This is a genomic window from Ruegeria sp. ANG-R, assembly GCF_000813985.1.
Taxonomy (GTDB): Bacteria; Pseudomonadota; Alphaproteobacteria; order Rhodobacterales; family Rhodobacteraceae; genus Ruegeria.
Window position 1 is genome coordinate 1,314,398 of sequence record NZ_JWLJ01000001.1, and the last position, 20,473, is coordinate 1,334,870.

Annotated in this window: 23 protein-coding genes and 1 tRNA gene; 12 read left to right on the forward strand and 12 right to left on the reverse strand. The window is 59.4% G+C overall.

Annotated elements, in window-relative coordinates; all coding sequences use genetic code 11:
* Window positions 1-55: 55 nt before the first annotated feature.
* From RA27_RS06540 to bamE, 3 genes are all read right to left on the reverse strand, one after another.
* Window positions 56-1,864 (reverse strand): ATP-binding cassette domain-containing protein, encoded by a 1,809-nt coding sequence (locus tag RA27_RS06540; RefSeq protein WP_039535998.1) that lies wholly within the window; start codon window positions 1,862-1,864, stop codon window positions 56-58.
* Between the two features lie 68 nt (window positions 1,865-1,932).
* Window positions 1,933-2,667: a GNAT family N-acyltransferase gene (locus tag RA27_RS06545; protein ID WP_039536000.1), complete on the reverse strand. Its 735-nt coding sequence runs from the start codon at window positions 2,665-2,667 to the stop codon at window positions 1,933-1,935.
* Window positions 2,668-2,765: 98 nt separating this feature from the next.
* Complete coding sequence (gene bamE / locus RA27_RS06550; RefSeq protein ID WP_039536002.1) at window positions 2,766-3,242, reverse strand: outer membrane protein assembly factor BamE; 477 nt, start codon at window positions 3,240-3,242, stop codon at window positions 2,766-2,768.
* An 85-nt stretch (window positions 3,243-3,327) separates the two neighbouring features.
* Between bamE and RA27_RS06555 the strand changes: the two genes are divergently transcribed.
* The 8 genes from RA27_RS06555 to RA27_RS06590 all read left to right on the forward strand — a co-directional run bounded on the left by RA27_RS06555 (window position 3,328) and on the right by RA27_RS06590 (window position 8,672).
* Window positions 3,328-3,864 carry a DUF177 domain-containing protein gene (locus RA27_RS06555; protein ID WP_039536005.1) on the forward strand — a complete coding sequence of 179 codons (537 nt, stop codon included), beginning with the start codon at window positions 3,328-3,330 and terminating at the stop codon, window positions 3,862-3,864.
* A gap of 205 nt (window positions 3,865-4,069) precedes the next feature.
* On the forward strand, window positions 4,070-4,276 hold the full coding sequence (gene rpmF / locus RA27_RS06560) for a 50S ribosomal protein L32 (RefSeq protein ID WP_008756996.1): 207 nt from the start codon (window positions 4,070-4,072) through the stop codon (window positions 4,274-4,276).
* 24 nt (window positions 4,277-4,300) lie between these two features.
* Window positions 4,301-5,386, forward strand: coding sequence for a phosphate acyltransferase PlsX (gene plsX / locus RA27_RS06565; protein WP_039536008.1), 1,086 nt, complete (start codon window positions 4,301-4,303; stop codon window positions 5,384-5,386).
* A gap of 24 nt (window positions 5,387-5,410) precedes the next feature.
* Window positions 5,411-6,382: a beta-ketoacyl-ACP synthase III gene (locus tag RA27_RS06570; protein ID WP_039536009.1), complete on the forward strand. Its 972-nt coding sequence runs from the start codon at window positions 5,411-5,413 to the stop codon at window positions 6,380-6,382.
* A gap of 96 nt (window positions 6,383-6,478) precedes the next feature.
* The gene (ihfA, locus tag RA27_RS06575; protein WP_008755922.1) at window positions 6,479-6,781 is read left to right on the forward strand and encodes an integration host factor subunit alpha; all 303 of its coding nucleotides are present in this window, start codon (window positions 6,479-6,481) and stop codon (window positions 6,779-6,781) included.
* An 18-nt stretch (window positions 6,782-6,799) separates the two neighbouring features.
* Window positions 6,800-7,393: a MerR family transcriptional regulator gene (locus RA27_RS06580; protein ID WP_039536011.1), complete on the forward strand. Its 594-nt coding sequence runs from the start codon at window positions 6,800-6,802 to the stop codon at window positions 7,391-7,393.
* Between the two features lie 61 nt (window positions 7,394-7,454).
* Window positions 7,455-7,531 (forward strand) — tRNA-Pro (locus tag RA27_RS06585).
* 61 nt (window positions 7,532-7,592) lie between these two features.
* Complete coding sequence (locus RA27_RS06590; protein ID WP_039536013.1) at window positions 7,593-8,672, forward strand: 2'-deoxycytidine 5'-triphosphate deaminase; 1,080 nt, start codon at window positions 7,593-7,595, stop codon at window positions 8,670-8,672.
* Window positions 8,673-8,675: 3 nt separating this feature from the next.
* Here RA27_RS06590 and RA27_RS06595 read toward each other — a convergent pair whose 3' ends face one another.
* The 6 genes from RA27_RS06595 to argS form a co-directional block, all read right to left on the reverse strand.
* Entirely contained in the window at window positions 8,676-8,915 is a 240-nt protein-coding gene (locus RA27_RS06595; RefSeq protein WP_039536014.1) for a hypothetical protein, read from the reverse strand.
* Window positions 8,916-8,980: 65 nt separating this feature from the next.
* A complete protein-coding gene (gene scpB, locus RA27_RS06600; protein ID WP_039536016.1) occupies window positions 8,981-9,631 on the reverse strand; it encodes an SMC-Scp complex subunit ScpB in 651 nt (216 codons plus the stop codon).
* The gene (locus RA27_RS06605) at window positions 9,624-10,418 is read right to left on the reverse strand and encodes a ScpA family protein (RefSeq protein ID WP_039536018.1); all 795 of its coding nucleotides are present in this window, start codon (window positions 10,416-10,418) and stop codon (window positions 9,624-9,626) included. The genes scpB and RA27_RS06605 overlap by 8 nt, the downstream gene beginning before the upstream one ends.
* The gene (gene nagZ / locus RA27_RS06610; RefSeq protein WP_039536020.1) at window positions 10,408-11,415 is read right to left on the reverse strand and encodes a beta-N-acetylhexosaminidase; all 1,008 of its coding nucleotides are present in this window, start codon (window positions 11,413-11,415) and stop codon (window positions 10,408-10,410) included. Before nagZ ends, RA27_RS06605 begins: the two co-directional genes overlap by 11 nt.
* Window positions 11,412-12,455 carry an SPOR domain-containing protein gene (locus tag RA27_RS06615; protein WP_039536022.1) on the reverse strand — a complete coding sequence of 348 codons (1,044 nt, stop codon included), beginning with the start codon at window positions 12,453-12,455 and terminating at the stop codon, window positions 11,412-11,414. The genes nagZ and RA27_RS06615 overlap by 4 nt, the downstream gene beginning before the upstream one ends.
* Window positions 12,456-12,543: 88 nt before the next feature.
* Window positions 12,544-14,289: an arginine--tRNA ligase gene (gene argS / locus RA27_RS06620; RefSeq protein ID WP_039536024.1), complete on the reverse strand. Its 1,746-nt coding sequence runs from the start codon at window positions 14,287-14,289 to the stop codon at window positions 12,544-12,546.
* Window positions 14,290-14,420: 131 nt separating this feature from the next.
* Here argS and RA27_RS06625 point away from each other — a divergent pair, with 131 nt between their 5' ends.
* A complete protein-coding gene (locus RA27_RS06625; RefSeq protein WP_039536027.1) occupies window positions 14,421-14,972 on the forward strand; it encodes a hypothetical protein in 552 nt (183 codons plus the stop codon).
* Here RA27_RS06625 and RA27_RS06630 read toward each other — a convergent pair whose 3' ends face one another.
* Entirely contained in the window at window positions 14,973-16,115 is a 1,143-nt protein-coding gene (locus RA27_RS06630) for a deoxyguanosinetriphosphate triphosphohydrolase (protein ID WP_039536029.1), read from the reverse strand. It lies immediately after the preceding gene.
* A 76-nt stretch (window positions 16,116-16,191) separates the two neighbouring features.
* Here RA27_RS06630 and RA27_RS06635 point away from each other — a divergent pair, with 76 nt between their 5' ends.
* Window positions 16,192-16,515 (forward strand): iron-sulfur cluster assembly accessory protein, encoded by a 324-nt coding sequence (locus RA27_RS06635; RefSeq protein WP_039536030.1) that lies wholly within the window; start codon window positions 16,192-16,194, stop codon window positions 16,513-16,515.
* A 280-nt stretch (window positions 16,516-16,795) separates the two neighbouring features.
* Complete coding sequence (xth, locus tag RA27_RS06640) at window positions 16,796-17,575, forward strand: exodeoxyribonuclease III (RefSeq protein ID WP_039536032.1); 780 nt, start codon at window positions 16,796-16,798, stop codon at window positions 17,573-17,575.
* 4 nt (window positions 17,576-17,579) lie between these two features.
* On the opposite strand, the gene RA27_RS06645 is transcribed toward xth, so the two are convergent.
* Entirely contained in the window at window positions 17,580-18,779 is a 1,200-nt protein-coding gene (locus tag RA27_RS06645) for an FAD-dependent monooxygenase (RefSeq protein WP_343294150.1), read from the reverse strand.
* Window positions 18,780-18,803: 24 nt separating this feature from the next.
* Window positions 18,804-19,226 carry an RNA polymerase-binding protein DksA gene (gene dksA / locus RA27_RS06650; protein WP_039537084.1) on the reverse strand — a complete coding sequence of 141 codons (423 nt, stop codon included), beginning with the start codon at window positions 19,224-19,226 and terminating at the stop codon, window positions 18,804-18,806.
* Window positions 19,227-19,602: 376 nt separating this feature from the next.
* On the opposite strand from dksA, the gene RA27_RS06655 reads away from it, so the two are divergent.
* A complete protein-coding gene (locus RA27_RS06655; protein ID WP_039536034.1) occupies window positions 19,603-20,448 on the forward strand; it encodes a MoxR family ATPase in 846 nt (281 codons plus the stop codon).
* Window positions 20,449-20,473 lie beyond the last annotated feature (25 nt).

Here is a 20,473-nt window from a genome sequence, read left to right on the forward strand (position 1 = left end):
CCCCGGTTTTGTACAAGTCAGACAATTCGATCCTTTGAGTGGGTACAACTCGGACTCAACCGATTTCGGCCTTCTCTTCCAGCATCAGCCATTCTTCTTCAGCCGCTGAAAGCTTTTCCTGCCGTTCAACCAACGCATCGGTTGCCTTTTTGAATTTGACCGGCTCACGGGTGAACAACTCCGGGTCCGACATCAATTCCTCAAGCTTGGCAATCTCGGCCTCAAGGCGCGCGATCTCGGCAGGCAGCTTTTCAAGCCGGTGTTTCTCCGAGAATGACAGCCCTGTCTTGAGCTTCGCTTCTTGCTTTACCTTCGTCTTTGAAGGTTTTGTTTTGTCTTCTTTTTTCTGGTCCAACTCACCACGCTGCGCAACGTAATCGGACCACCCCCCGGCGTAAACGGTTGCGCGCCCATTGCCTTCCATCGCAATGGTTGTGGTCGCGACTCGATCCAGAAAATCCCGATCATGGCTGACCAGCAGCACCGTGCCATCGTAATCGTCCAGCAATTCCTGCAACAGATCGAGCGTTTCAACATCCAGATCATTCGTCGGCTCATCCAGCACCAACAGATTCGAGGTTTTTGCCATCAACTTTGCCAACAGCAATCGGGCTTTTTCACCACCAGACAAGGATTTAACAGCCGCTCTTGCCTGCGCATCATCGAACAGAAACTCTTTGAGATAGCCCACTACATGTTTGGGTTGTCCGCCCACCATCACCTGATCGGCCTTGCCTGAAACCCGCATCTCGGGGTCACCTGTCAGGCTGTCCCACAAGCTCATTTCCGGGTCCAGCTGCGCACGCGCCTGATCGAACACTGCGATTTCCAGATTGGTACCGAGGGCCACCGAACCCTCATCCGGCTCGACCTGACCCAGTAGCATTTTCAACAATGTGGTCTTGCCCACACCATTGGGGCCGACAAAAGCCACACGATCCCCACGCTGCACCAGAAGATCGAAATTGCGCACAATCTGCTGAGCCCCGAACGCCTTGGAAACGCCAGTAGACTCGATCACCTTACGTCCAGATTTTGGGCCTGATTCCAACGTCATAGCAGCAGAACCCTGACGTTTGATCTGCGCCGCTCGCTCAGCGCGCAGCGCCTGCAGCGCACGCACCCGGCCCTGATTGCGCTTACGCCGCGCACTGATGCCTTCGACGGCCCATCGTGCCTCGGACTTGATCAGTCGGTTCAGCTTGTGCCGCTGCTGATCTTCCTCTTCCCAGACCTTGTCGCGCCAGCCTTCAAAGGCTTCAAAGCCCTGCTCCTGCCGTCGTACCATTCCGCGATCGATCCACAGCGTCGCGCGGGTCAGCGCCCTCAGAAAGGCCCTGTCATGCGAAATCAGAACAAAGGCCGCGCGGGTCGATCCCAACTCGCGTTCAAGCCATGCGATCGCTTCGATATCCAAATGGTTCGTCGGCTCGTCCAGCAGCATCAGGTCCGGCGCCTCGGCCATCAGCTTGGCCAATGCCGCGCGCCGCCTTTCCCCGCCCGAAGCGGTTTCGACCGCGCGAGCGGGATCGAATTTCAGACCCTCGGCTGCGCGCTCGACCTTATAAAGTTCTCCCGGCTCCAATCCGCTGGACGCATAATCCCCAAGCGTCGCAAATCCCTCCATACCGGGGTCCTGCTCCATATACCCCACGGACTTGCCCGGAGGGATAACGATATCCCCCTGATCGGCCTCAACCAATCCGGCCATCACTTTCATCAAAGTCGACTTACCCGACCCATTCCGCCCGACCAACGCCACGCGATCACCGGGCTGAACCACAAGATCCAAACCGGAAAACACCGGATCACCTCCGAACGTCAGAGAGATACCGGACATCTGCAACAAAGGAATTCTCGCCATGCCCGCCAGCTAAACCGGCAAAAGCAAAGCGTCAACGCCCCCGCTTCACCTTTTGCAAAATACTCAAATCACCCGGCAACCGAACGCAGCAGACGTTTGCGTTCGGCGGGAATAGCCCCGATCTCGAGGCCGGTGAACACGTGCAGGGTATTCATATGCCGATCAACGACGGCATGATCGCTGACCCAGCCCCCCATCATCAGATAGGTGCGCAGCAATGGCGGCATTCGCAGCATCGCCTGTTTCACGTTCGGACGCCGACGTAGCCGGGCCGCGAACCGAAAGACATCCGGTGCCTTCACCCGAGGCAGCCAGCGCTTCGGTGCCAGATGCCGATGCTTGAGCATGGCAAATGCGTCAAGATACTCGGCCGTCTCGGTCCCCGCGAAAGACGAGCATCCGAACAGCATCTCGACCCCGTTCTGATCGACATAAGCCGTCATCGCCCCCCACGCGACGCGCAGGATATCCGGATCTTTCCACGCGGGATGAATACAGAACCGGCCCATCTCGACCATCGGTCCCGAGAATTCGTTCAACGCGGACAGATCGTAGAACTGAGACGAATAACTCAGCCCTATTTCAGCACCGTTCTGCATTGTGAGCATTCGAAAACAGCAGACCAATCTTCCGTCGGAGTGCATATCTTCCACCAGAACGTGCGAACATCGTTCGTCAAATCGGTCACAATCCAATCGCTCTGTCCCGAAGGCCAGTGTCCGCAGCGCCTGCGCTGCCGCCACGTCCCGCTCGGACTGCGCCAGGCGAGCGCGATAGTGGCCCTTGCTCAACAAAACAGCCATGGTCGCATCCTCCTGCGGTTGCCGACCGATCACATCTGTCTGGTCCTTACCACAGTATGTGTGACTGTCCTGTGACCACCGCAAGGGGACCGGGCGGCTTAGTTGCTCGCGCCGGGAATATTCGCCGGATTGAAGTTACCGATATTGCCCAGCAGCTGACGTAGGAAGCCTTTGTCTTCCACGTTGGAATCAGTCACACGGCGATCGAGCACGATGACATATCCGTCTTCCAGACCGAACCGCTCGATATTGCGCACTACGCCACGCTGGTCAAAGCTGATCGCCACCAGTTCACGCGAAACAACCTTGGGCCGTTTGGGGCCGTAATGACGTATGCGGGATGTGACATAATAAAAGCCCGAATCCCGTACGACCCCCGATGCGGTAGGCGCTCCGATGGTCTCTTCCACGCTGTCGCGATTATCGACGCCAACCTTGATCTTGGCCAGGTCCTCTGGCGGGGGCACGTATCCGTGATTCTTGAAGACAGGCGTGCACGCGCCGACGGCCGCCAGACAGGCAGCAAAGACAAGCGTTTTCGATGCCGGTTTCAACCTGTTCACAACCTTCAACATTCACACCCTCTTGCCTTGGCCCGTCGCGGACCCTATCCGATTACAGAAACCGGCGCTCCGGTTCAACACAGGAAAGACTCAACATATGAGTAACCAGACATCTTTGCGCGTGGCGGACCTGCCACAGAATGCCCCCACCCCGTTCGAACTGCGCCCCACCAGCAGCGTGCTCGACGCAATCAAGCAGGATCTCGGACTGCTGGGGCTGCGCAAGCTGAGCTTCGTCGGAGAGCTTCGTGCGCAGGGCAAACGCGACTGGACGTTGACCGGAAAGCTGGGGGCGACGGTTATCCAGCCTTGTGTCATCACGCTTGAACCGGTGACGACGCGGATCGATACCCCCGTCACCCGTGTATTTCTCGCCGACTGGACAGATCCGGACGAACCAGAGTTCGAAATTCCCGAGGGTGACGAGACCGAACCGCTGGGCGCAGAAATCGATCCCGCGCTGGTCATGGTCGAGGCTCTGTCGCTTGCGTTGCCGCAATACCCCCGCAAGGACGGTGCCGAGCTTGCGCAGGCAGACTATACCGAACCGGGGAAACAGGCCCTGACCGACGAGGATGTGAAACCCTTTGCGGGGCTGGCCGGATTGCGGGATGCGATGAAAAAAGACGAGTGACAGGCGCAGGATTTCCTGTCATAGCAGGCCGTCAGAAAAACCGCTTGAACATGACGAGAATCGCAGTATTTTCGCGCGCTCATCGGATTTAGGGTTGGACATTGCGGGGCGAGCCCCTTAAACGCGCGTCAAACCACGAGAAAACAAAGTACGTAACCCGGCTGGCGGCGAATCTGCTAGCCCTTATCAGACAAAGGTTGAGACCATGGCCGTCCAACAGAACAAAGTTTCCAAGTCGCGTCGCAACAACCGTCGCGCACACGACGCTCTGGTTGCTGCAAACCCGAACGAATGCCCGAACTGCGGCGAGCTGAAGCGCCCGCACCACGTTTGTGCGTCCTGCGGCCACTATGATGACCGTGAAGTCGTCGCTCAGGCCGACGAAATCGACCTGGACGAAGACGCGGCCTAAGCCTGATTGGACGCAGGCCAAGGCATGACGGATCAGCCCACGCAAACCGGACGGATCATCATCTCGGTTGACGCTATGGGCGGAGATTCGGGCCCTGCCGTCGTTGTGGCGGGCATTGCAAAGTCTGCGGACAAGAACCCGAAGATCGGGTTCATCCTGCACGGGCCCGAACAGGTACTGCGTAAACTTGTAGCAAAACGGCGTGTCCTTGATGGGCGCGTCGTTTTTCGTGATTGCCCCGATGTGGTCACGATGGAAGACAAGCCCAGTCAGGTTGTACGCAGCGGCAAGAACACATCGATGTGGTCGGCGCTGGAAGCGGTGCGCGCAGGCGAAGCGCACGGCGCGGTGTCCTGCGGCAATACCGGCGCGCTCATGGCGATGTCGATGCTGCGGCTGCGTAAACTGCCCGGCGTAAACCGGCCTGCCATTGCGATCCTGTGGCCGTCACGAAACCCCCATGGGTTCAACGTGATGCTGGATGTGGGCGCGGATGTGCGTGCCGACGCCAAAGACCTGCTGCAATACGCGCTGATGGGGGCATCCTACGCGCGCAACGGTATGGCCCTCAGCCGGCCACGTATCGGGTTGCTGAATGTCGGCACCGAAGAACACAAGGGGCGCGCCGAACTGAAAGAGGCGCACGCCATGATCTCGGACTTTGCGGATCAGGCGAATTTTGAGTTCGTGGGCTTTGTCGAAGGCAGCGATATTCCCGGCGACAAGGCTGACGTGATTGTCACGGACGGGTTCACCGGCAATGTCGCGATCAAGACCGGCGAAGGCACAGCGAACCTGATCGGAGACCTGCTGCGGCAGGCATTCAAGTATTCGCCGCTCTCACGGCTGGCTTCGATACTGGCGATCACATCGCTGAACCGTCTGAAAAAGCGGATCGACCCGCGGCGCGTAAACGGTGGTGTGTTTCTTGGCCTCAACGGTACTGTGGTCAAATCCCATGGCGGAGCGGACGCGACCGGCGTTTCAGCGGCGGTCAAACTGGCCTTCACGCTGGCCGAATCCGGGTTTGCCGAAAAATTGGCAGCACGGGTTGCATCAACAGCCGCACTTGCACAAGATGCGGCCCATTCCGCGTCTCAATCGGAATAATAACAAAAAAGGCAGTACCCCAGCATGGCAGGCCGCTCAGTTGTTGTAGGTGTCGGGCATTATTTGCCGGAACGCGTCGTACCGAACGCCGAGTTCGAGAAAACGCTGGATACGACGGATGAATGGATTCGCACCCGATCCGGCATCGAACGGCGGCATTTCGCGGCTGAGGACGAGACCACCTCCGATCTGGCCACCAAAGCCGCCAAGGCCGCGCTGGCCGATGCCGGGTTAACCGCTGACGATATCGATGCAATTGTTCTGGCAACCTCGACCGCCGATCTGACCTTTCCTTCGGCGGCAACCATGGTGCAGGCCCGGTTGGGCATGACCCGAGGGTTTGCCTTTGACGTACAGGCCGTCTGCGCCGGGTTTGTCTTTGCGCTCAGCAACGCTAACGCGCTGATCCTGTCGGGCCAGGCCAAGCGCGTGCTGGTGATCGGGGCCGAGACATTCTCGCGAATCATGGATTGGACCGATCGCTCGACCTGCGTGCTGTTCGGCGACGGCGCAGGTGCTTTGGTGCTTGAAGAACAAGAGGGACAGGGCACCGCGCAGGATCGCGGCATCCTCGCAACTGATCTGAATTCGGACGGGCGCTATAAGGACCTGCTTTATGTCGATGGCGGCGTGTCCACGCAGTCCACCGGCCATCTTCGGATGCAGGGCAATCAGGTCTTCCGCCACGCGGTCGAAAAACTGGCAAGAACGGCCGAGGTTGCGCTGGAGCGCGCAGGTCTGACCGGCGATGATGTGGACTGGATCGTACCGCATCAGGCCAATATTCGAATCATCCAGGGCACCGCCAAGAAAATGGGCCTGCCGATGGATAATGTCGTTGTCACGGTGCAAGACCATGGCAACACATCTGCCGCATCGATTCCCCTCGCGCTGTCGGTGGGCAAGCAACGCGGGCAGATCAAACCCGGCGATCTAATCGTCACCGAGGCGATTGGCGGCGGCCTGGCTTGGGGCGCGGTTGCACTGCGCTGGTAAGTGGCACAATCCGGCTTACAAAGCCGCCTGCAATTCATTGATATTGACAGCGATTTTCGCATCGCCCTATGCTTTGTCATCAACAGGGGAAAAAACATGGGCGACAAAACACTGACCCGAATGGATCTGAGCGAGGCCGTCTTTCGTGAGGTTGGCCTGTCACGCAACGAAAGTGCGCAGCTGGTCGAAAGCGTTCTGAACCACATGTCCGACGCACTGGTGCGGGGCGAACAGGTCAAGATTTCGTCTTTCGGCACATTCAGCGTTCGGGACAAAACCGCCCGTATCGGACGCAACCCCAAGACCGGTGAAGAGGTTCCAATCCAGCCACGCCGCGTGCTGACCTTCCGCCCGTCGCATCTGATGAAGGATCGTGTCGCTGCAGGGAACCGCAAGTAAGTTCAGGACAGTTTTGTTATGAGTAAGTCCCCCGATGCCTTTCGCACCATAAGTGAAGTTGCGGACTGGCTCGGAGTTCAGGCTCATGTCCTGCGCTTCTGGGAAAGCCGGTTCACGCAGGTCAAACCCGTCAAACGGGCCGGTGGGCGGCGTTACTATCGCCCCAATGACATGCGACTGCTGGGTGGCATCAAGAAACTTCTGCACGAGGACGGTATCACCATCAAAGGCGTTCAGCGCATCCTGCGCGAACAAGGCGTTGCGCATGTCGCGTCGCTGTCGCCCAGCCTGGACGAAAGCGCACCCGAGCCGATGACCGACGACGATACCGTCGTTCCGTTCACCGCGGCGGCGGAGGTGCCTGCAAACCAGATCGACATGGATTTGGGCGACTCTGTCCAATCGCCCAGTGCTGAAACCCCGAAACCTGCCATAGCTGAACAGCCCAAGCGGCAACCGGATGAGTTGGATGCCGCTCCGCTGATGGGGGGAATCGCCTCGTTGGCGTGGAATCGGTCGGAATATGACGATGCGCTGCTGCACCGGATCGCGCCGATAGCGAAAGACCTGCGCAGGTGGCTCGATCGCGTTGAAAACCACGCGGCGGGATAGCAAAAAAGGCGATGATTTCCTCTTGCCCCTGCCGGGAAAGTCTTTATGAACACCTCAACGTCGGGCTATGGCGCAGCCTGGTAGCGCGTCCGTCTGGGGGACGGAAGGTCGCAGGTTCGAGTCCTGCTAGCCCGACCAAATCACACCGACGTTTATGGCACATAGGCCAGATCCCGCTCTGGCAGCAGAGGGGATCGAGATGACAGGTGTTTGTCCAAACCAGCAGCTTGAGGCGATGATTGCGCGCGGTGAGATCAATGCAAGCCCCGATATTCTGGCTGCCCAGATACAACCTGCCAGCCTTGATTTACGCTTAGGAACAGTCGCTTACCGCGTCCGCGCTTCTTTTCTGGCAGGCGAAGGACGTACCGTGGCGGATCGGCTGGCCGAGTTCGAGATGCACCGCATAGACATCACCGATGGTGCGGTTCTGGAAAAAGGCTGCGTCTATCTGGTGCCGCTGATGGAATCGCTGGCCCTGCCCGATGATGTGAGCGCCGTGGCCAATGCCAAAAGCTCGACCGGGCGGCTGGACCTGTTGACCCGCACCATCACAGATGGCGGGGCCGAGTTCGACCGAGTGCCCTCAGGGTATACCGGGCCGCTATACGCTGAAATATGCCCGCGTTCGTTCTCGGTTCTTGTTCGACCAGGTATGCGATTGAACCAGATCAGGTTCCGCAAGGGTCAGGCGGTGCTGAGCGATGCGGAGCTGACCGCGTTACATGGCACGTCGCCGCTGGTCGACGGCCCGGCAGTGATCCATGACGGGTTAGGGTTTTCGGTCGATCTGCAATTGCCGGATACCGATCTGGTCGGTTATCGCGCCAAACCCCATACCGGTGTGATCGATCTGGACCGGATCGGCGAATACGATCCGCAGGAGTACTGGGAAGAAGTGCGCACCAAAGATGGGCGCATCATCCTCGATCCCGGCGCGTTCTATATTCTCGTCAGCCGCGAAGCTGTGCACATTCCGCCCATGTACGCTGCCGAAATGGCCCCCTATCTGGCTATGGTAGGCGAGTTCCGCGTGCATTACGCCGGTTTCTTCGATCCCGGCTTCGGACATGCCGAAGCGGGCGGGGCCGGATCACGTGGCGTGCTGGAAGTGCGCTGCCACGAGGCGCCCTTTGTGCTGGAGCATGGGCAGGTTGTCGGGCGTCTGGTCTATGAAAAGATGGCCGAGATGCCGACGCAGCTATACGGCGCGGGCATTGCCTCGAACTATCAGGGGCAAGGCCTGAAACTGTCCAAGCATTTCAAAGCTGTGGGCTGACCCTCAAAACTTCATGAACCGGCGCATCTGACGCGTGACCTGCTTCATCTGCTTAGCACCCTGCTTCTGGCGCGCAGCCGTGTCGCGCATTTGACGATCCGCTTCGGGGCTGTTCCGAGCCTCGGATTGGCCTTGCTTGCGCCCCACCCGGCTGGCCATGTCGATCCCCTTGTCGACCCCATGATTCACGAGGCGGCGCATGACCTGGCGTACGATCATGTCGATGATCCGATTGGCATTCATTGGCTCAACTCCGTTTCCTGCACTCTAAAATAGACGCGTTCTGCGGCAACAAAAGGGCGGTTCGATCACTCTTCCTCGAACAGCTCGGTCTGATCTTCGTCCTCGTCCTGATCCTGCCCTTCGCCCAACGGTACCGCACCGGGCGGGGGCCTGTTCTCCAGCAGTCCCGCAGCACGCAGCTCTTTCAGGCCCGGCAGGTCGCGCGCATTTTCCAGCCCGAAGTGATCCAGAAACTCGGGCGTCACGACAAAGGTCACCGGGCGGCCCGGCGTCATGCGGCGGCGCCCCAGTCTGATCCACTCCATCTCGAGCAGTTGGTCGATTGTCCCGCGCGAAACCGAAACCCCGCGGATTTCCTCGATCTCGGCGCGCGTACAGGGCTGATGATAAGCAACGATGGCCAGCGTTTCGATGGCCGCCCGGCTGAGTTTACGGGTCTCGACCGTCTCTTTCTGCATCAGGAAGCCCAGATCGGGGGCAGTGCGGATTGCCCAAGCCTCACCCACGCGCACCACACGCACGCCGCGCCCTTCGTATCGTTTCTGCAACAATTCAACGGCTTGCGCGGCATTGCTGCCGTGGGGCATCCGAGCCTCAAGATCACCAATCGTCACTGGCTCGGCGCTGGCAAACAACACGGCCTCGACCATACGTTCCTGTTCGGCCAAAGGCGGCGCTTCAAATAGGGTGCCGGTCTCTTCTGGGGCGTCAGTCACGTGTTTCAGTCCTCTTACGCAGATGGATCGGTGCAAAGGTCTCGCTCTGCTTGATCTCCATATGTCCTTCTTTCACCAGCTCCAGCGAGGCCGCAAAGGTCGCAGCCGTGGCAGACCTGCGGCGCACCGGATCGGCGTCCCAGCCTTCGGGCAAATAGGTTTCCATATCCGTCCAGGCACCGGCAAAACCGATCAGCGGGCGCATTCGTTCCAACGCCTGTTCCATGGTGAAGACGGCATCGCGATCCATCACGAAGGGGCGGAATTCGTCGCGGGTGCGGATGCGTGCATAGCCCTGCATCAGGTCCAGAAGCGTGGCAGAATAGGTCACAGTGCGGATGCGCGTGACATCCTCGCCCTGCCCGCGTTTGAAAAAATCGCGACCCAATTGATCACGCGCCATCAGCCGCGCCGCGACATCGCGCATGGCCTGCAGACGCTCAAGCTGGAACGCGAGGTGTGCGGCCAGTTCTTCACCGGATGGGCCTTCGTCATCCGGGTCAGGCGGAAGCAGCAGGCGGGATTTCAGGAAAGCCAGCCAGGCCGCCATCACCAGATAATCTGCGGCCAGTTCAATCCGCAACTGACGCGCCTTTTCAACAAAGGTCAAATACTGCTGCGCCAGTGCCAGGACCGAGATTTTGCGCAAATCCACCTTTTGCGTGCGCGACAGAGTCAGCAGCACGTCCAATGGCCCTTCGAACCCGTCGACGTCGACAATCAGCGCCTCGGCGGCAAGCCGATCCGCGACCGAGACCGGGTCTTCGCTAAAAAGGTTATCCTGCATATACCTGCCCGCCCATTAGGGCAGATAGTTCCGCCTCGGCGGCTTGGATGTCAAGTTCCTGCGGTGGCTGACGGGTGGCCAGCGCCCGATCTGCGCGGGCTTGCGCCGCATCCGACATCTCACCAGCGGCTTCGAGCACCAGCGCACGTTCTTCAAAGGTGCCATTGCAGTGCAAAGCCACATCGCATCCGGCGTCCAACGCCCGACGGGCCAATTCAGCGGGCGTGCCCTGCAGCGCCTTCATTGTGATATCGTCGGTCATGATCAGACCATCAAACCCGATCCGGTCTCGGATAAGGGTCATCATTCCAGCCGAGATCGTCGCGGGGCGAGGGTCAATCTGGTCATAAACCAGATGCGCTGTCATCCCCATTGGCAAGTCGTTCAGCGCGCGGAAAGGTGCAAAATCTGCGTCTTCCAGCGCCTCCAGCGAAAGGTCCACATGCGGCAGGTCGTGATGACTGTCGAGCGTCGACAGACCATGACCCGGCATGTGTTTCACAACCGGCAGCACGCCACCGTCCAAATGCCCGTTGGCGACAGCCCGGCCAATCGCGGAAACCTGCATTGGGTCAGAGGCATAGCAACGGTTCTTCAGAAACGCATGTGTCTCGGCGCGGGCCAGATCGACCATTGGGGCGCAGTTGCTGTCGATCCCAAGGGCTAGCAGTTCCTGCGCAATCAGCCGATAGCGCAGATACATCGCACGCTCGGCCTGATCCCCGGCACGCGCGACATGATCCAGCGGCGGCATCCATTCGCGGGCTAAAGGTGCGCGCAGGCGCTGCACGCGGCCCCCCTCCTGATCTACAGTGATCAGGCAGTTTCGACCAACGGCCTCGCGGAAATCCTCGCATAGGGCGCGGGTCTGGTCGGCGGATTCGATGTTGCGGGCAAACAGAATGAACCCGAACGGGTTTATCTCTTTGAACAAAGCTTTCTCATCCGGCGTCAGGCGCAGGCCTTCGGCATCGGTGATAACCGCGCCAAATCTCACCGGACGGCGACCGGGATACAGTCTGCACCCTGCGCAACCAATGCGGCGCAGAACTGGCGTGAGTCGCTCAGATCATCAAACCCCATGACACGCAGGCGATAGAAGGTGCGTCCACCACTTGAGGTTTTCTGGATAATGCGTTGTTTTCCATCCATATACTCGCCAAATCGACCATTCAATCGCGCCCATTCGGCCTGGGCTACATCGGCACTTTCATAGGCACCAAGCTGCGCCAGCCGTGTCCCTTTGGCCAAAGTGTCGGGGTCCACATCCTGACCAACGGCAGCCTTTACGGCCGCGTTGATCGCCGCCTCGGTGGCGCTGTTTGACGTGATGGAACTGGGCGTGGCACGGGCCGGGCGCACCTGCGGGCGCAGCGATCGGCGCACGCCAGGCAGGGCGGCAATCTTCGGGTCAGGTTGTTGCGCGGCGTAGTCAGCCGGATCGATTGCAGGTTCTTCCTCGGGCGCGACCAGCGAGGCCAATTGCACGCCCTGCTCTGGCGTCTGTTCAGGCTGAGCTTCGGCACTGAGCCCTTCGGCCAAAGCGTTCACGATGGCCTGATCAGTGGCGGGTTCTTCGATCACCTGCACGGCGTTTGTAGCCTCAAACGCGGCCATGGGCGTGTCTTCATCGGTCAATGACACAGGGCGCGGCGCAAGGATCAGACGATCCGCCGGAGGCGCGGCAGTCCCAACCGCCGCAACTGCATTAACCGCAAGGCCCTGATGATCGGCAGGCGTACCACCTGGGTTTTCGGGTTGCACACGCATCGGCCCCTCAGCAGCGCGCACGACCGGCACTCCGCTGACGTCGCGCATGATCAGCTGGTAACCCCAAACGCCGACACCGGCGACCAGCGCCAGGGATGCAACCGCCCCAAGCACGTTGACAATGCGGCCCAATCCAGCGCCTGCGCGCGGGGCCTCATCATAGCCATAGCTTTCATCGGGATAATCATACGCATCTTCAGAATGCGATTGATTCGAGTAATGAATCTGCCCGGGGCTGTGCTGCCCCGAGTAATCGTAACGTGCCATTTCCGCCTCACCGCCCGATTGCGCCGTAAAAATGTGGCGCGCGGGTCATTTCTTGTCTGCCTCAGACCGGCGGTTCGGGCGATATTGGTTACCGCATCTCCTGCGCCGGGGTAACGCCAAGAATACCCAAGCCCGCTGAAATCACAACAGAAACGGACCGGGCCAGCGCGATTTTCGACTGGCTTGTGGCAACATCGCCATCCTGAATGAACCTCAGCTGGGTTTCTTCATTGCCCTTGTTCCATAAAGCGTGGAAATCCCCTGCAAGTTCATACAGATAGAAGGCAACCCGGTGCGGTTCGTTGGTACGTGCGGCGATTTCAACCAAGCGTGGCCATTCAGCCAGTTTCTTGGCAACCGTCAGTTCCGAGGTATGGTCGTTCTTGCCCAGATCAGCCCCGGCGAGCGTCGCATCATCGGTGGCAATACCGGCCTCGGCGGCGCGCCGCAGCACGCTCATGACACGGGCATGGGCATATTGCACGTAGAAAACCGGGTTCTCACGGCTCTGCTCCAGCACCTTGTCGAAATCGAAATCCAGCGGCGCGTCGTTCTTGCGCGTCAGCATCACGAACCGGGTGACATCAGGCCCGACCTGATCGACCACATCGCGCAGGGTGACAAAGTTCCCGGCCCGTTTGGACATCTTGAATGGCTCGCCATTTTTCCACAGTTTCACCAACTGGGTCAGCTTGATATCCAGCGGCACCTTGCCATCAGACAGCGCGGACACAGCCGCCTTCATCCGCTTGACATAGCCACCATGATCCGCGCCGAACACGTCGATCAGCGCGTCAAAGCCACGGCTCACCTTATCGTAGTGATAGGCGATATCCGGGGCAAAATAGGTCCACGAGCCGTCCGATTTCTTCACCGGACGGTCGACGTCATCCCCATGCTCGGTCGATTTGAACAGGGTCTGCTCACGCGGTTCCCAATCCTCGGGCTTTTTGCCTTTTGGCGGTTCCAACACGCCCTCATAGATCAGGCCCTTGTCGGTCAGCGACTGCAGCGCGGCCTCGATCCGGCCAGTGCCATAGAGGGATTTCTCCGAGAAGAACACGTCCATCTCGACGCCCAGCGCTTTCAGGTCGGCGCGGATCAGGTCCATCATCGCGTCGGTCGAAAACTCGCGCAGGTCTTCCAGCCATTCGGCCTCAGGCTTGTCGATCAGGCTGTCACCGTATTTCTCTTTCAGCGCCTCACCGATCGGGATCAGGTAGTCGCCCGGATAGAGCCCCTCGGCAATCTCGGGGCTCAGCCCATTGGCCTCGCGATACCGCTCATAAGCGGACCGTGCCAGCACATCCACCTGCGCGCCGCCATCGTTGATGTAGTACTCGCGCGTTACGTCATGGCCCGAATAGGCCAGCAGGCTCGCCAGAGCGTCCCCGAACACAGCCCCCCGCGTATGGCCCACATGTAGCGGACCGGTCGGATTGGCCGAGACATACTCCACGTTAACTTTCTGGCCCTGCCCCATGGTTGAACGGCCATAGTCGGTACCCTGCCCTAGCACCGCTGCAAACACGCCCTGCCACACCGAGGGCGCAAGCCGCAGGTTCAGGAAGCCAGGTCCAGCGACTTCGGCACTTGCGATCCGGTCATCCGAAGCCAGTTTTTCTGCCAGGACATCGGCAATGTCGCGCGGTTTCATCTTGGCCGACTTCGCCAGCACCATCGCAGCGTTTGTTGCCATATCGCCATGCGCAGCGTCGCGCGGTGGTTCGACCGCTACGTTATCAAAGCTCAGCCCCTCGGGCAGAGCGCCCTCGGACTGCATCTGCGCCAGCGAGTCGAGTACGAGGCCGCGGATCTCGGAAAACAGGTTCATTTCGGATGTCCTTATGCTTGCCCGGCGGTTTACCACGCAAAGCAGCAAGGTCAATGCAAGCACGCAGTTTAGGCTTGGAATAGCCATAAACGGGGCTAGTGTCACAAAAACTGCCAACCGGAGACCGATCTATGCGCCTTGCCCTGCCCCTTGCCTTTGTCCTGACCACGTCTTTGCCAGCCTGGGCCGAGATGCCTGAGCCGCAGGGTCATGTCCTTCTTACATTGGGTGGAGCTGTGACAGAAACAAACCTGCCCGCTCGGGACGAAGGCGACGGCGGTCTGCTGGGTTATCTCGAAGTCCAGCACTCTGGCGCAGCCGGGTTTGATGCTGCCATGCTTGATCGGCTGGAGCAGGTCGAGATTACAATCCCTTACGGCCCCGAAGGCAATCAACGCGATATTGCCTTTTCCGGCCCTCGCCTGTCGGACCTGATGATCATGGCCGGCGCCGAGGGGAAAACCGCAAAACCCATGGCGATGGATGGGTATCAGTCCGAAATTCCCTGGAACAGCATCGCGGCGCACCAACCCATCGTCGCGACCCACGCGGATGGCAGCCCGATGGGTATTGGCGGCTATGGCCCAACGATGATCGTTTTCCCTCCGGCTGACGATCCGGAACTGGCGCAGGAACAATCCGGCCAACAGGTCTGGGCGCTGGCATATATCGGGGTCGAGTGATTACCCGCCCGTCAGCCTTTTGTGATCCTGCAGGGCGAACCGGTCGGTCATTCCGGCGATATAATCCGAGACAATCCGCGCCAACGCCGTCTTGTCACGTGCGGCCTCGATATCGCCGTGCCAGCGTGCAGGCATCTGCCTGGGGTCGTTGAGATAGATCGGGAACAGGTCTTCCACGACCGCACCGACCTCGGCCCGAACCGCCATGACGCTGGGCGCGCGGTACATCCGGGCGAAGAGAAAGCCACGGATCTCCTTAAGCTGTGCCCAAAGACCGGTCGAGAACTGGATCACGGGATAGCCAAGATGCCGGATGTCTTCGACGGATTGCGCGCCTGAACCGGCAATCCGCGCGCGTGAGGTGTCGATCACGTCCGACACCATGACGCCGAAGACACGCCGCAAGGCTTCGTGCCTGCGGCGGTACGGGTCCAGACCGGGATACTTGCGGTCTACCTCAGCATAACACTCACCGACGACGGGTAATTCCTGGATTTCGCTATCCGAGAATAGGTCCGCCCGCAGCCCATCCAGCAGATCGTGGTTGTTATACGCGATATCATCGGACAGTGCGGCCACCTGCGCCTCGGCGCTGGCATGGGTGTGCAGTTCCAGATCGAAACCCGCGTTGCACTCGGCCAGCGCCCAGGGCAACGCACCAGTGACCGGCCCGTTATGCTTGGCAATCCCTTCGAGGCACTCCCATGTCAGGTTGCAGCCATCGAACTCGGCGTAGTGCCGCTCGAGCCTTGTGACGATACGGATGGCCTGAGCGTTGTGGTCAAAGCCGCCATAGGGCGCCATCAACGCGTGCAGCGCATCCTCGCCGGTATGCCCAAACGGCGTATGTCCAAGGTCGTGCGCCAACGCGACCGCCTCTGTCAGTTCGCCGTTCAAACCCAAAGCACCGGCAATCGTCCGCGCCACCTGTGCCACCTCGATGGAATGTGTCAGGCGGGTCCGGTAACTATCACCTTCGTGCTCAACAAAAACCTGTGTCTTATGTTTGAGCCGCCGGAACGCACTGGCATGAATAATCCTGTCCCGGTCGCGCTGAAAGCATGACCGGAAACTGCTTTCCTCCTCAGGCACAAGCCGCCCTCTTGCGCGGCCTGGGTCCGAGGCAAAACCCGCTCTGTCCAAAGGTCTTGTCCTTGTCGCCTGTCCTTGCACTTTCTATATTGTAAGGCGTAAAGGAAATAAACCTTTGGAGCCCGGCATGAATCTGCCCCCAACAGTCACAGAACGCGCCTTTGAACGCCTGGCTGAGATCGGCGCTGCGGATCAGGGCCAGGCCCTGCGTGTTGCAGTTGAAGGCGGCGGATGTTCCGGTTTTCAATACGAAGTCGCGCTGGATGAGCCGAAAGAAGACGACCTGATACTGGAAGGTAAAGGCCAGAAAGTCATCGTCGACTCGATCTCTTTGCCATTCTTGGAAAACGCGGTGATTGATTTTACGCAGGAACTGATCGGAGCACGGTTTGTGATACAGAACCCCAATGCCACCTCTTCCTGCGGATGCGGCACGTCATTCTCAATGTAGCCAAGGTGGGGGCTTTGCCCCCACACCCCCAGGATATTTTCAGCCAGATGAAGAGGGGTCCGCTCTCTGACTCTAAAAGCCAGAGAGCTTCACTTGGCGCGGTCATCGGCGTCCCCGCCTGTACCGCTCGATCAGTTTTCAATAATATGGTTAAAGATCCGTTTCTTCATCTGGCTAAGAACATCCCGGAGCGCGAGGCAAAGCCTCGCAAACCCGTTCTGTTCCTTGCCGTTGGGTGTATTCTGCGCGATAGGTGGCCAATGGCACCGGAGGATCGCGCATGAAAATCGCCACATTCAACATCAATGGCATCAAGGCTCGGGCCGAAGCGCTGCCACGCTGGCTTGATGAGGCGCAGCCGGATGTTGCGCTGTTGCAGGAAATCAAATCGATCGACGAAAATTTCCCGCGCGAGATGTTCGAAGAACGTGGGTATAACGTCGAAACCCATGGACAAAAGAGTTTCAACGGCGTCGCGATCCTGTCGAAACTGCCGCTTGAAGATGTCTCCCGAGGGTTGCCGGGTGATGACACGGATGAGCAGGCGCGCTGGATTGAAGCGACGGTCATAGGGAAGCAGGCGCTGCGTATTTGCGGGCTCTACCTGCCCAATGGCAATCCGGTTCCGGGTCCGAAATACGACTATAAACTCGCCTGGATGGAGCGTCTTTATGATCGTGCGCGCGATTTGCTCGCGTCCGAGGAGCCCGCACTTATGGCGGGGGACTACAACATCATTCCGCAGGCCGAAGATGCAAAACGACCAGACGCCTGGCGCGAGGATGCGCTGTTTCGACCCGAAAGCCGTGCGGCGTTTCGGAAAATCCTGAATCTGGGGTTCACGGAAGCGTTCCGCGCTCGCACGCAAGGACCGGGGCACTATTCATTCTGGGATTATCAGGCGGGTGCGTGGAACCGAAATGACGGAATTCGCATTGATCACTTCCTGTTGACCCCGCAGGCCGCCGACCTGATGCGTGATTGCCGGATTGATAGCGAAATTCGAGGGCACGAGAAACCATCAGACCATGTACCGGTCTGGGTCGACCTCGATCTGTGAGGTTTCAGGCTGTCGCGTCGTAACTGTAGATCCATTCGTACCGCCGCGCCAATCGTGGGCCGATGGCCATCAAAGCGGCCTGCGCTGCGAACCTCATAGGACCACGCAGGTGGAAGTTGCGCGCATTTGCTCCGGCGGCTGCAACCACCTGTCGGGCGCGGGGACGCCGGGCGGCCTCATACGCTGCCAATGCGCGGGTCACGCCAGAATGATCCTGAAGTGAGCGGATCAAAATCCAAGCATCTTCCAGCGCAAGACAAGCGCCCTGTGCCATGAAGGGTAACGTCGGGTGGGCCGCGTCCCCCAACAAAGCCAGCCGTCCGTTTTGCCATTTCTGCGCCACTGGCCGCAGGAACAAGGCCCACAGGTGTACGTCTTCAACCTTTGAAAGAATGTCGCGCACCGGCCCGCCAAAATCTGCGAACCGGGTTCGCAGATCATCTGGATCGCCCTGACGCCGCCAGCCCTCCTCCTGCCAATCGGAACGCTCTTCGATCGCCACGATGTTCATCAGGCTCTGATCCCGCAGAGGATAGGAGACAACATGCCGTCCCGGCCCCATCGTCAGAGAAGCACGTGGTACATCCTCTTGATGCTCCCAAGGGATCGTTGCGCGCCAGGCGACCTGATGGGTGAACTCAGGTGCCTCGGCCCCGTTCAGGATCGGGCGGATTGCGCTGCGTCCGCCATCTGCCGCGATTGCACATTCGGCACGCAGCCGCTCACCGTTCTGCAGAACGATTTCCGCTTCGCCCGGGTGTTTGCGGACTTTTTCCACACGCGCGCCCAACCGAACATCTACGCCGGCACGCAAGGCGGCCTGATGCAGCAGATCCAGCAGATCGGCACGATGATAGTAATAGGTCGGCCCCACCGCGGGGGGGGCGATCCGGCTGATGACCCGCCCCTTTCGGTAGTCGCGCAAAACAGTTCCGCCAGAGAGCTGGCCCGCCTCAGGTACGTCACTTGCAACACCCAGTGCGCGCAGAACGGCCATCCCGTTGGCGCTGATCTGCAATCCGGCACCGACTTCGGTCAGAGCGGGCGCCTGTTCAAGTACGGTCACCCTGCCGCCACGAGTGCGCAGCGCCAGCGCCGCCGCCAAACCGCCGAGGCCACCACCGATGACACAGAATTTCAGCCCATTGATATTCATGGCACTGCCATAACGCAAAAACGCCGGGGCGACAGGCCCCGGCGTCATTGTTTTATCGTGATTTTCCAGCGATCAATCGTCGCGGTGGACCTTTTCGCGGCGCTCGTGACGTTCTTGCGCCTCCAGCGTCATAGTCGCGATCGGACGTGCATCCAGACGCTTGAGCGAGATCGGATCACCGGTTTTCTCACAATACCCGTACTCACCCTCGTCGATCCGGCGCAGGGCCGAGTCGATCTTGGCGACCAGCTTGCGCTGGCGATCCCGGGTGCGCAGTTCCAGCGCACGGTCGGTCTCTTCGCTTGCGCGGTCGGCGACATCGGGAATGTTACGGGTGTTGTCCTGCAGACCTTCGATCGTGTCCCGGCTGCCTGCGAGTAGTTCTGTCTTCCAATCCATCAGCTTGCGGCGAAAATACTCAAGCTGTCGATCATTCATGAAAGGTTCATCTTCGGCCGGGCGATAATCTTCCGGCAGAAAAACTTCCTGCTTCATATTTGCTCCCTCGGTATGGCCTGAAACGTCGGTCGCTGTTGTATTACCTGACATTCGGCACCCCCTTCTGCGGAGCGTGTATCCGACGGCGCTGAGATTGTCACTACACAAACGTGCCGCTCGTCGCCGCGTCACTCCGCCTGCTCTAACATTGAGACTCATAACAACAAAACCTTGTTTTTCTGTGGTTAACGCAAGGCAATTTTCAGGCAACCTCAACCAACGAGGTATCTCATCCCGGACGAATCGCCCGAACGGGGCCGGACTCTGGCCAGAATTCACCGATTTACGACGCAGCGGCCCCGCTTGTAAAAAAGGTTGCCCCTCTGTAACCCGTGCAAAGCAAACCCAGCCCGCACATCACATGAGGGGTCCCATGACCGCACGTTTTCAAGGCACCGCAGAATATGTTGCCACCGACGATCTGAACATTGCCGTGAACGCCGCCGTCACGCTGGAACGCCCGCTGCTGGTCAAGGGCGAGCCCGGAACCGGCAAGACCGAGCTGGCCAAGCAGGTCGCCGGCGCGTTGGGGCTGACGATGATCGAATGGAATGTGAAATCCACAACGCGTGCGCAGCAGGGCCTCTATGAATACGATGCGGTCAGCCGTCTGCGCGACAGCCAGCTTGGCGATGAGCGCGTGCATGACGTCTCGAACTACATCCGCAAGGGTAAACTGTGGCAGGCGTTTGACGCCGATGAGAAGGTCGTTCTGCTGATCGACGAGATCGACAAGGCGGATATCGAGTTTCCCAACGACCTCTTGCAGGAACTCGATAAGATGGAGTTCCACGTCTACGAAACGGGTGAGACCATCCGGGCCAAGCACCGCCCGATCGTGATCATCACCTCGAACAACGAAAAAGAATTGCCCGATGCGTTCCTGCGCCGCTGCTTCTTCCACTATATCCGTTTCCCGGATGAGGCCACGATGCGCCGGATCGTCGAGGTGCATCACCCCGGCATCAAAGATGCGCTGCTGACCACCGCACTGACCCAGTTCTACGAAATCCGCGAGACGCAGGGGTTGAAGAAAAAGCCCTCGACCTCGGAAGTGTTGGACTGGCTGAAGCTGCTCTTGGCCGAGGACCTGAGTGCCGAGGATCTCAAGCGTGGCGGCGTCAACGCACTGCCGAAACTGCATGGCGCGCTGCTGAAAAATGAGCAGGACGTGCACCTGTTTGAACGCCTGGCCTTCATGGCGCGCAGTAAGCGGTGATCACGGCTTGTCATCGGTACGGTCG

Excerpts from the sequence above, each read along its gene's own strand:
- RA27_RS06580 (WP_039536011.1), top strand. The coding sequence starts at position 6,800 with ATGAGTAAGTCCCCCGATGCCTTTCGCACCATAAGTGAAGTTGCGGAC.
- RA27_RS06635 (WP_039536030.1), top strand. The coding sequence starts at position 16,192 with ATGAATCTGCCCCCAACAGTCACAGAACGCGCCTTTGAACGCCTGGCT.
- argS (WP_039536024.1), bottom strand. The coding sequence starts at position 14,289 with ATGAACCTGTTTTCCGAGATCCGCGGCCTCGTACTCGACTCGCTGGCG.
- dksA (WP_039537084.1), bottom strand. The coding sequence starts at position 19,226 with ATGAAGCAGGAAGTTTTTCTGCCGGAAGATTATCGCCCGGCCGAAGAT.
- RA27_RS06595 (WP_039536014.1), bottom strand. The coding sequence starts at position 8,915 with ATGAATGCCAATCGGATCATCGACATGATCGTACGCCAGGTCATGCGC.
- ihfA (WP_008755922.1), top strand. The coding sequence starts at position 6,479 with ATGGGCGACAAAACACTGACCCGAATGGATCTGAGCGAGGCCGTCTTT.
- RA27_RS06545 (WP_039536000.1), bottom strand. The coding sequence starts at position 2,667 with ATGGCTGTTTTGTTGAGCAAGGGCCACTATCGCGCTCGCCTGGCGCAG.
- bamE (WP_039536002.1), bottom strand. The coding sequence starts at position 3,242 with ATGTTGAAGGTTGTGAACAGGTTGAAACCGGCATCGAAAACGCTTGTC.
- RA27_RS06605 (WP_039536018.1), bottom strand. The coding sequence starts at position 10,418 with ATGCAGGATAACCTTTTTAGCGAAGACCCGGTCTCGGTCGCGGATCGG.
- rpmF (WP_008756996.1), top strand. The coding sequence starts at position 4,070 with ATGGCCGTCCAACAGAACAAAGTTTCCAAGTCGCGTCGCAACAACCGT.
- RA27_RS06615 (WP_039536022.1), bottom strand. The coding sequence starts at position 12,455 with ATGGCACGTTACGATTACTCGGGGCAGCACAGCCCCGGGCAGATTCAT.
- RA27_RS06590 (WP_039536013.1), top strand. The coding sequence starts at position 7,593 with ATGACAGGTGTTTGTCCAAACCAGCAGCTTGAGGCGATGATTGCGCGC.
- RA27_RS06540 (WP_039535998.1), bottom strand. The coding sequence starts at position 1,864 with ATGGCGAGAATTCCTTTGTTGCAGATGTCCGGTATCTCTCTGACGTTC.
- RA27_RS06625 (WP_039536027.1), top strand. The coding sequence starts at position 14,421 with ATGCGCCTTGCCCTGCCCCTTGCCTTTGTCCTGACCACGTCTTTGCCA.
- RA27_RS06655 (WP_039536034.1), top strand. The coding sequence starts at position 19,603 with ATGACCGCACGTTTTCAAGGCACCGCAGAATATGTTGCCACCGACGAT.
- plsX (WP_039536008.1), top strand. The coding sequence starts at position 4,301 with ATGACGGATCAGCCCACGCAAACCGGACGGATCATCATCTCGGTTGAC.
- RA27_RS06570 (WP_039536009.1), top strand. The coding sequence starts at position 5,411 with ATGGCAGGCCGCTCAGTTGTTGTAGGTGTCGGGCATTATTTGCCGGAA.
- xth (WP_039536032.1), top strand. The coding sequence starts at position 16,796 with ATGAAAATCGCCACATTCAACATCAATGGCATCAAGGCTCGGGCCGAA.
- RA27_RS06645 (WP_343294150.1), bottom strand. The coding sequence starts at position 18,779 with ATGACGCCGGGGCCTGTCGCCCCGGCGTTTTTGCGTTATGGCAGTGCC.
- RA27_RS06555 (WP_039536005.1), top strand. The coding sequence starts at position 3,328 with ATGAGTAACCAGACATCTTTGCGCGTGGCGGACCTGCCACAGAATGCC.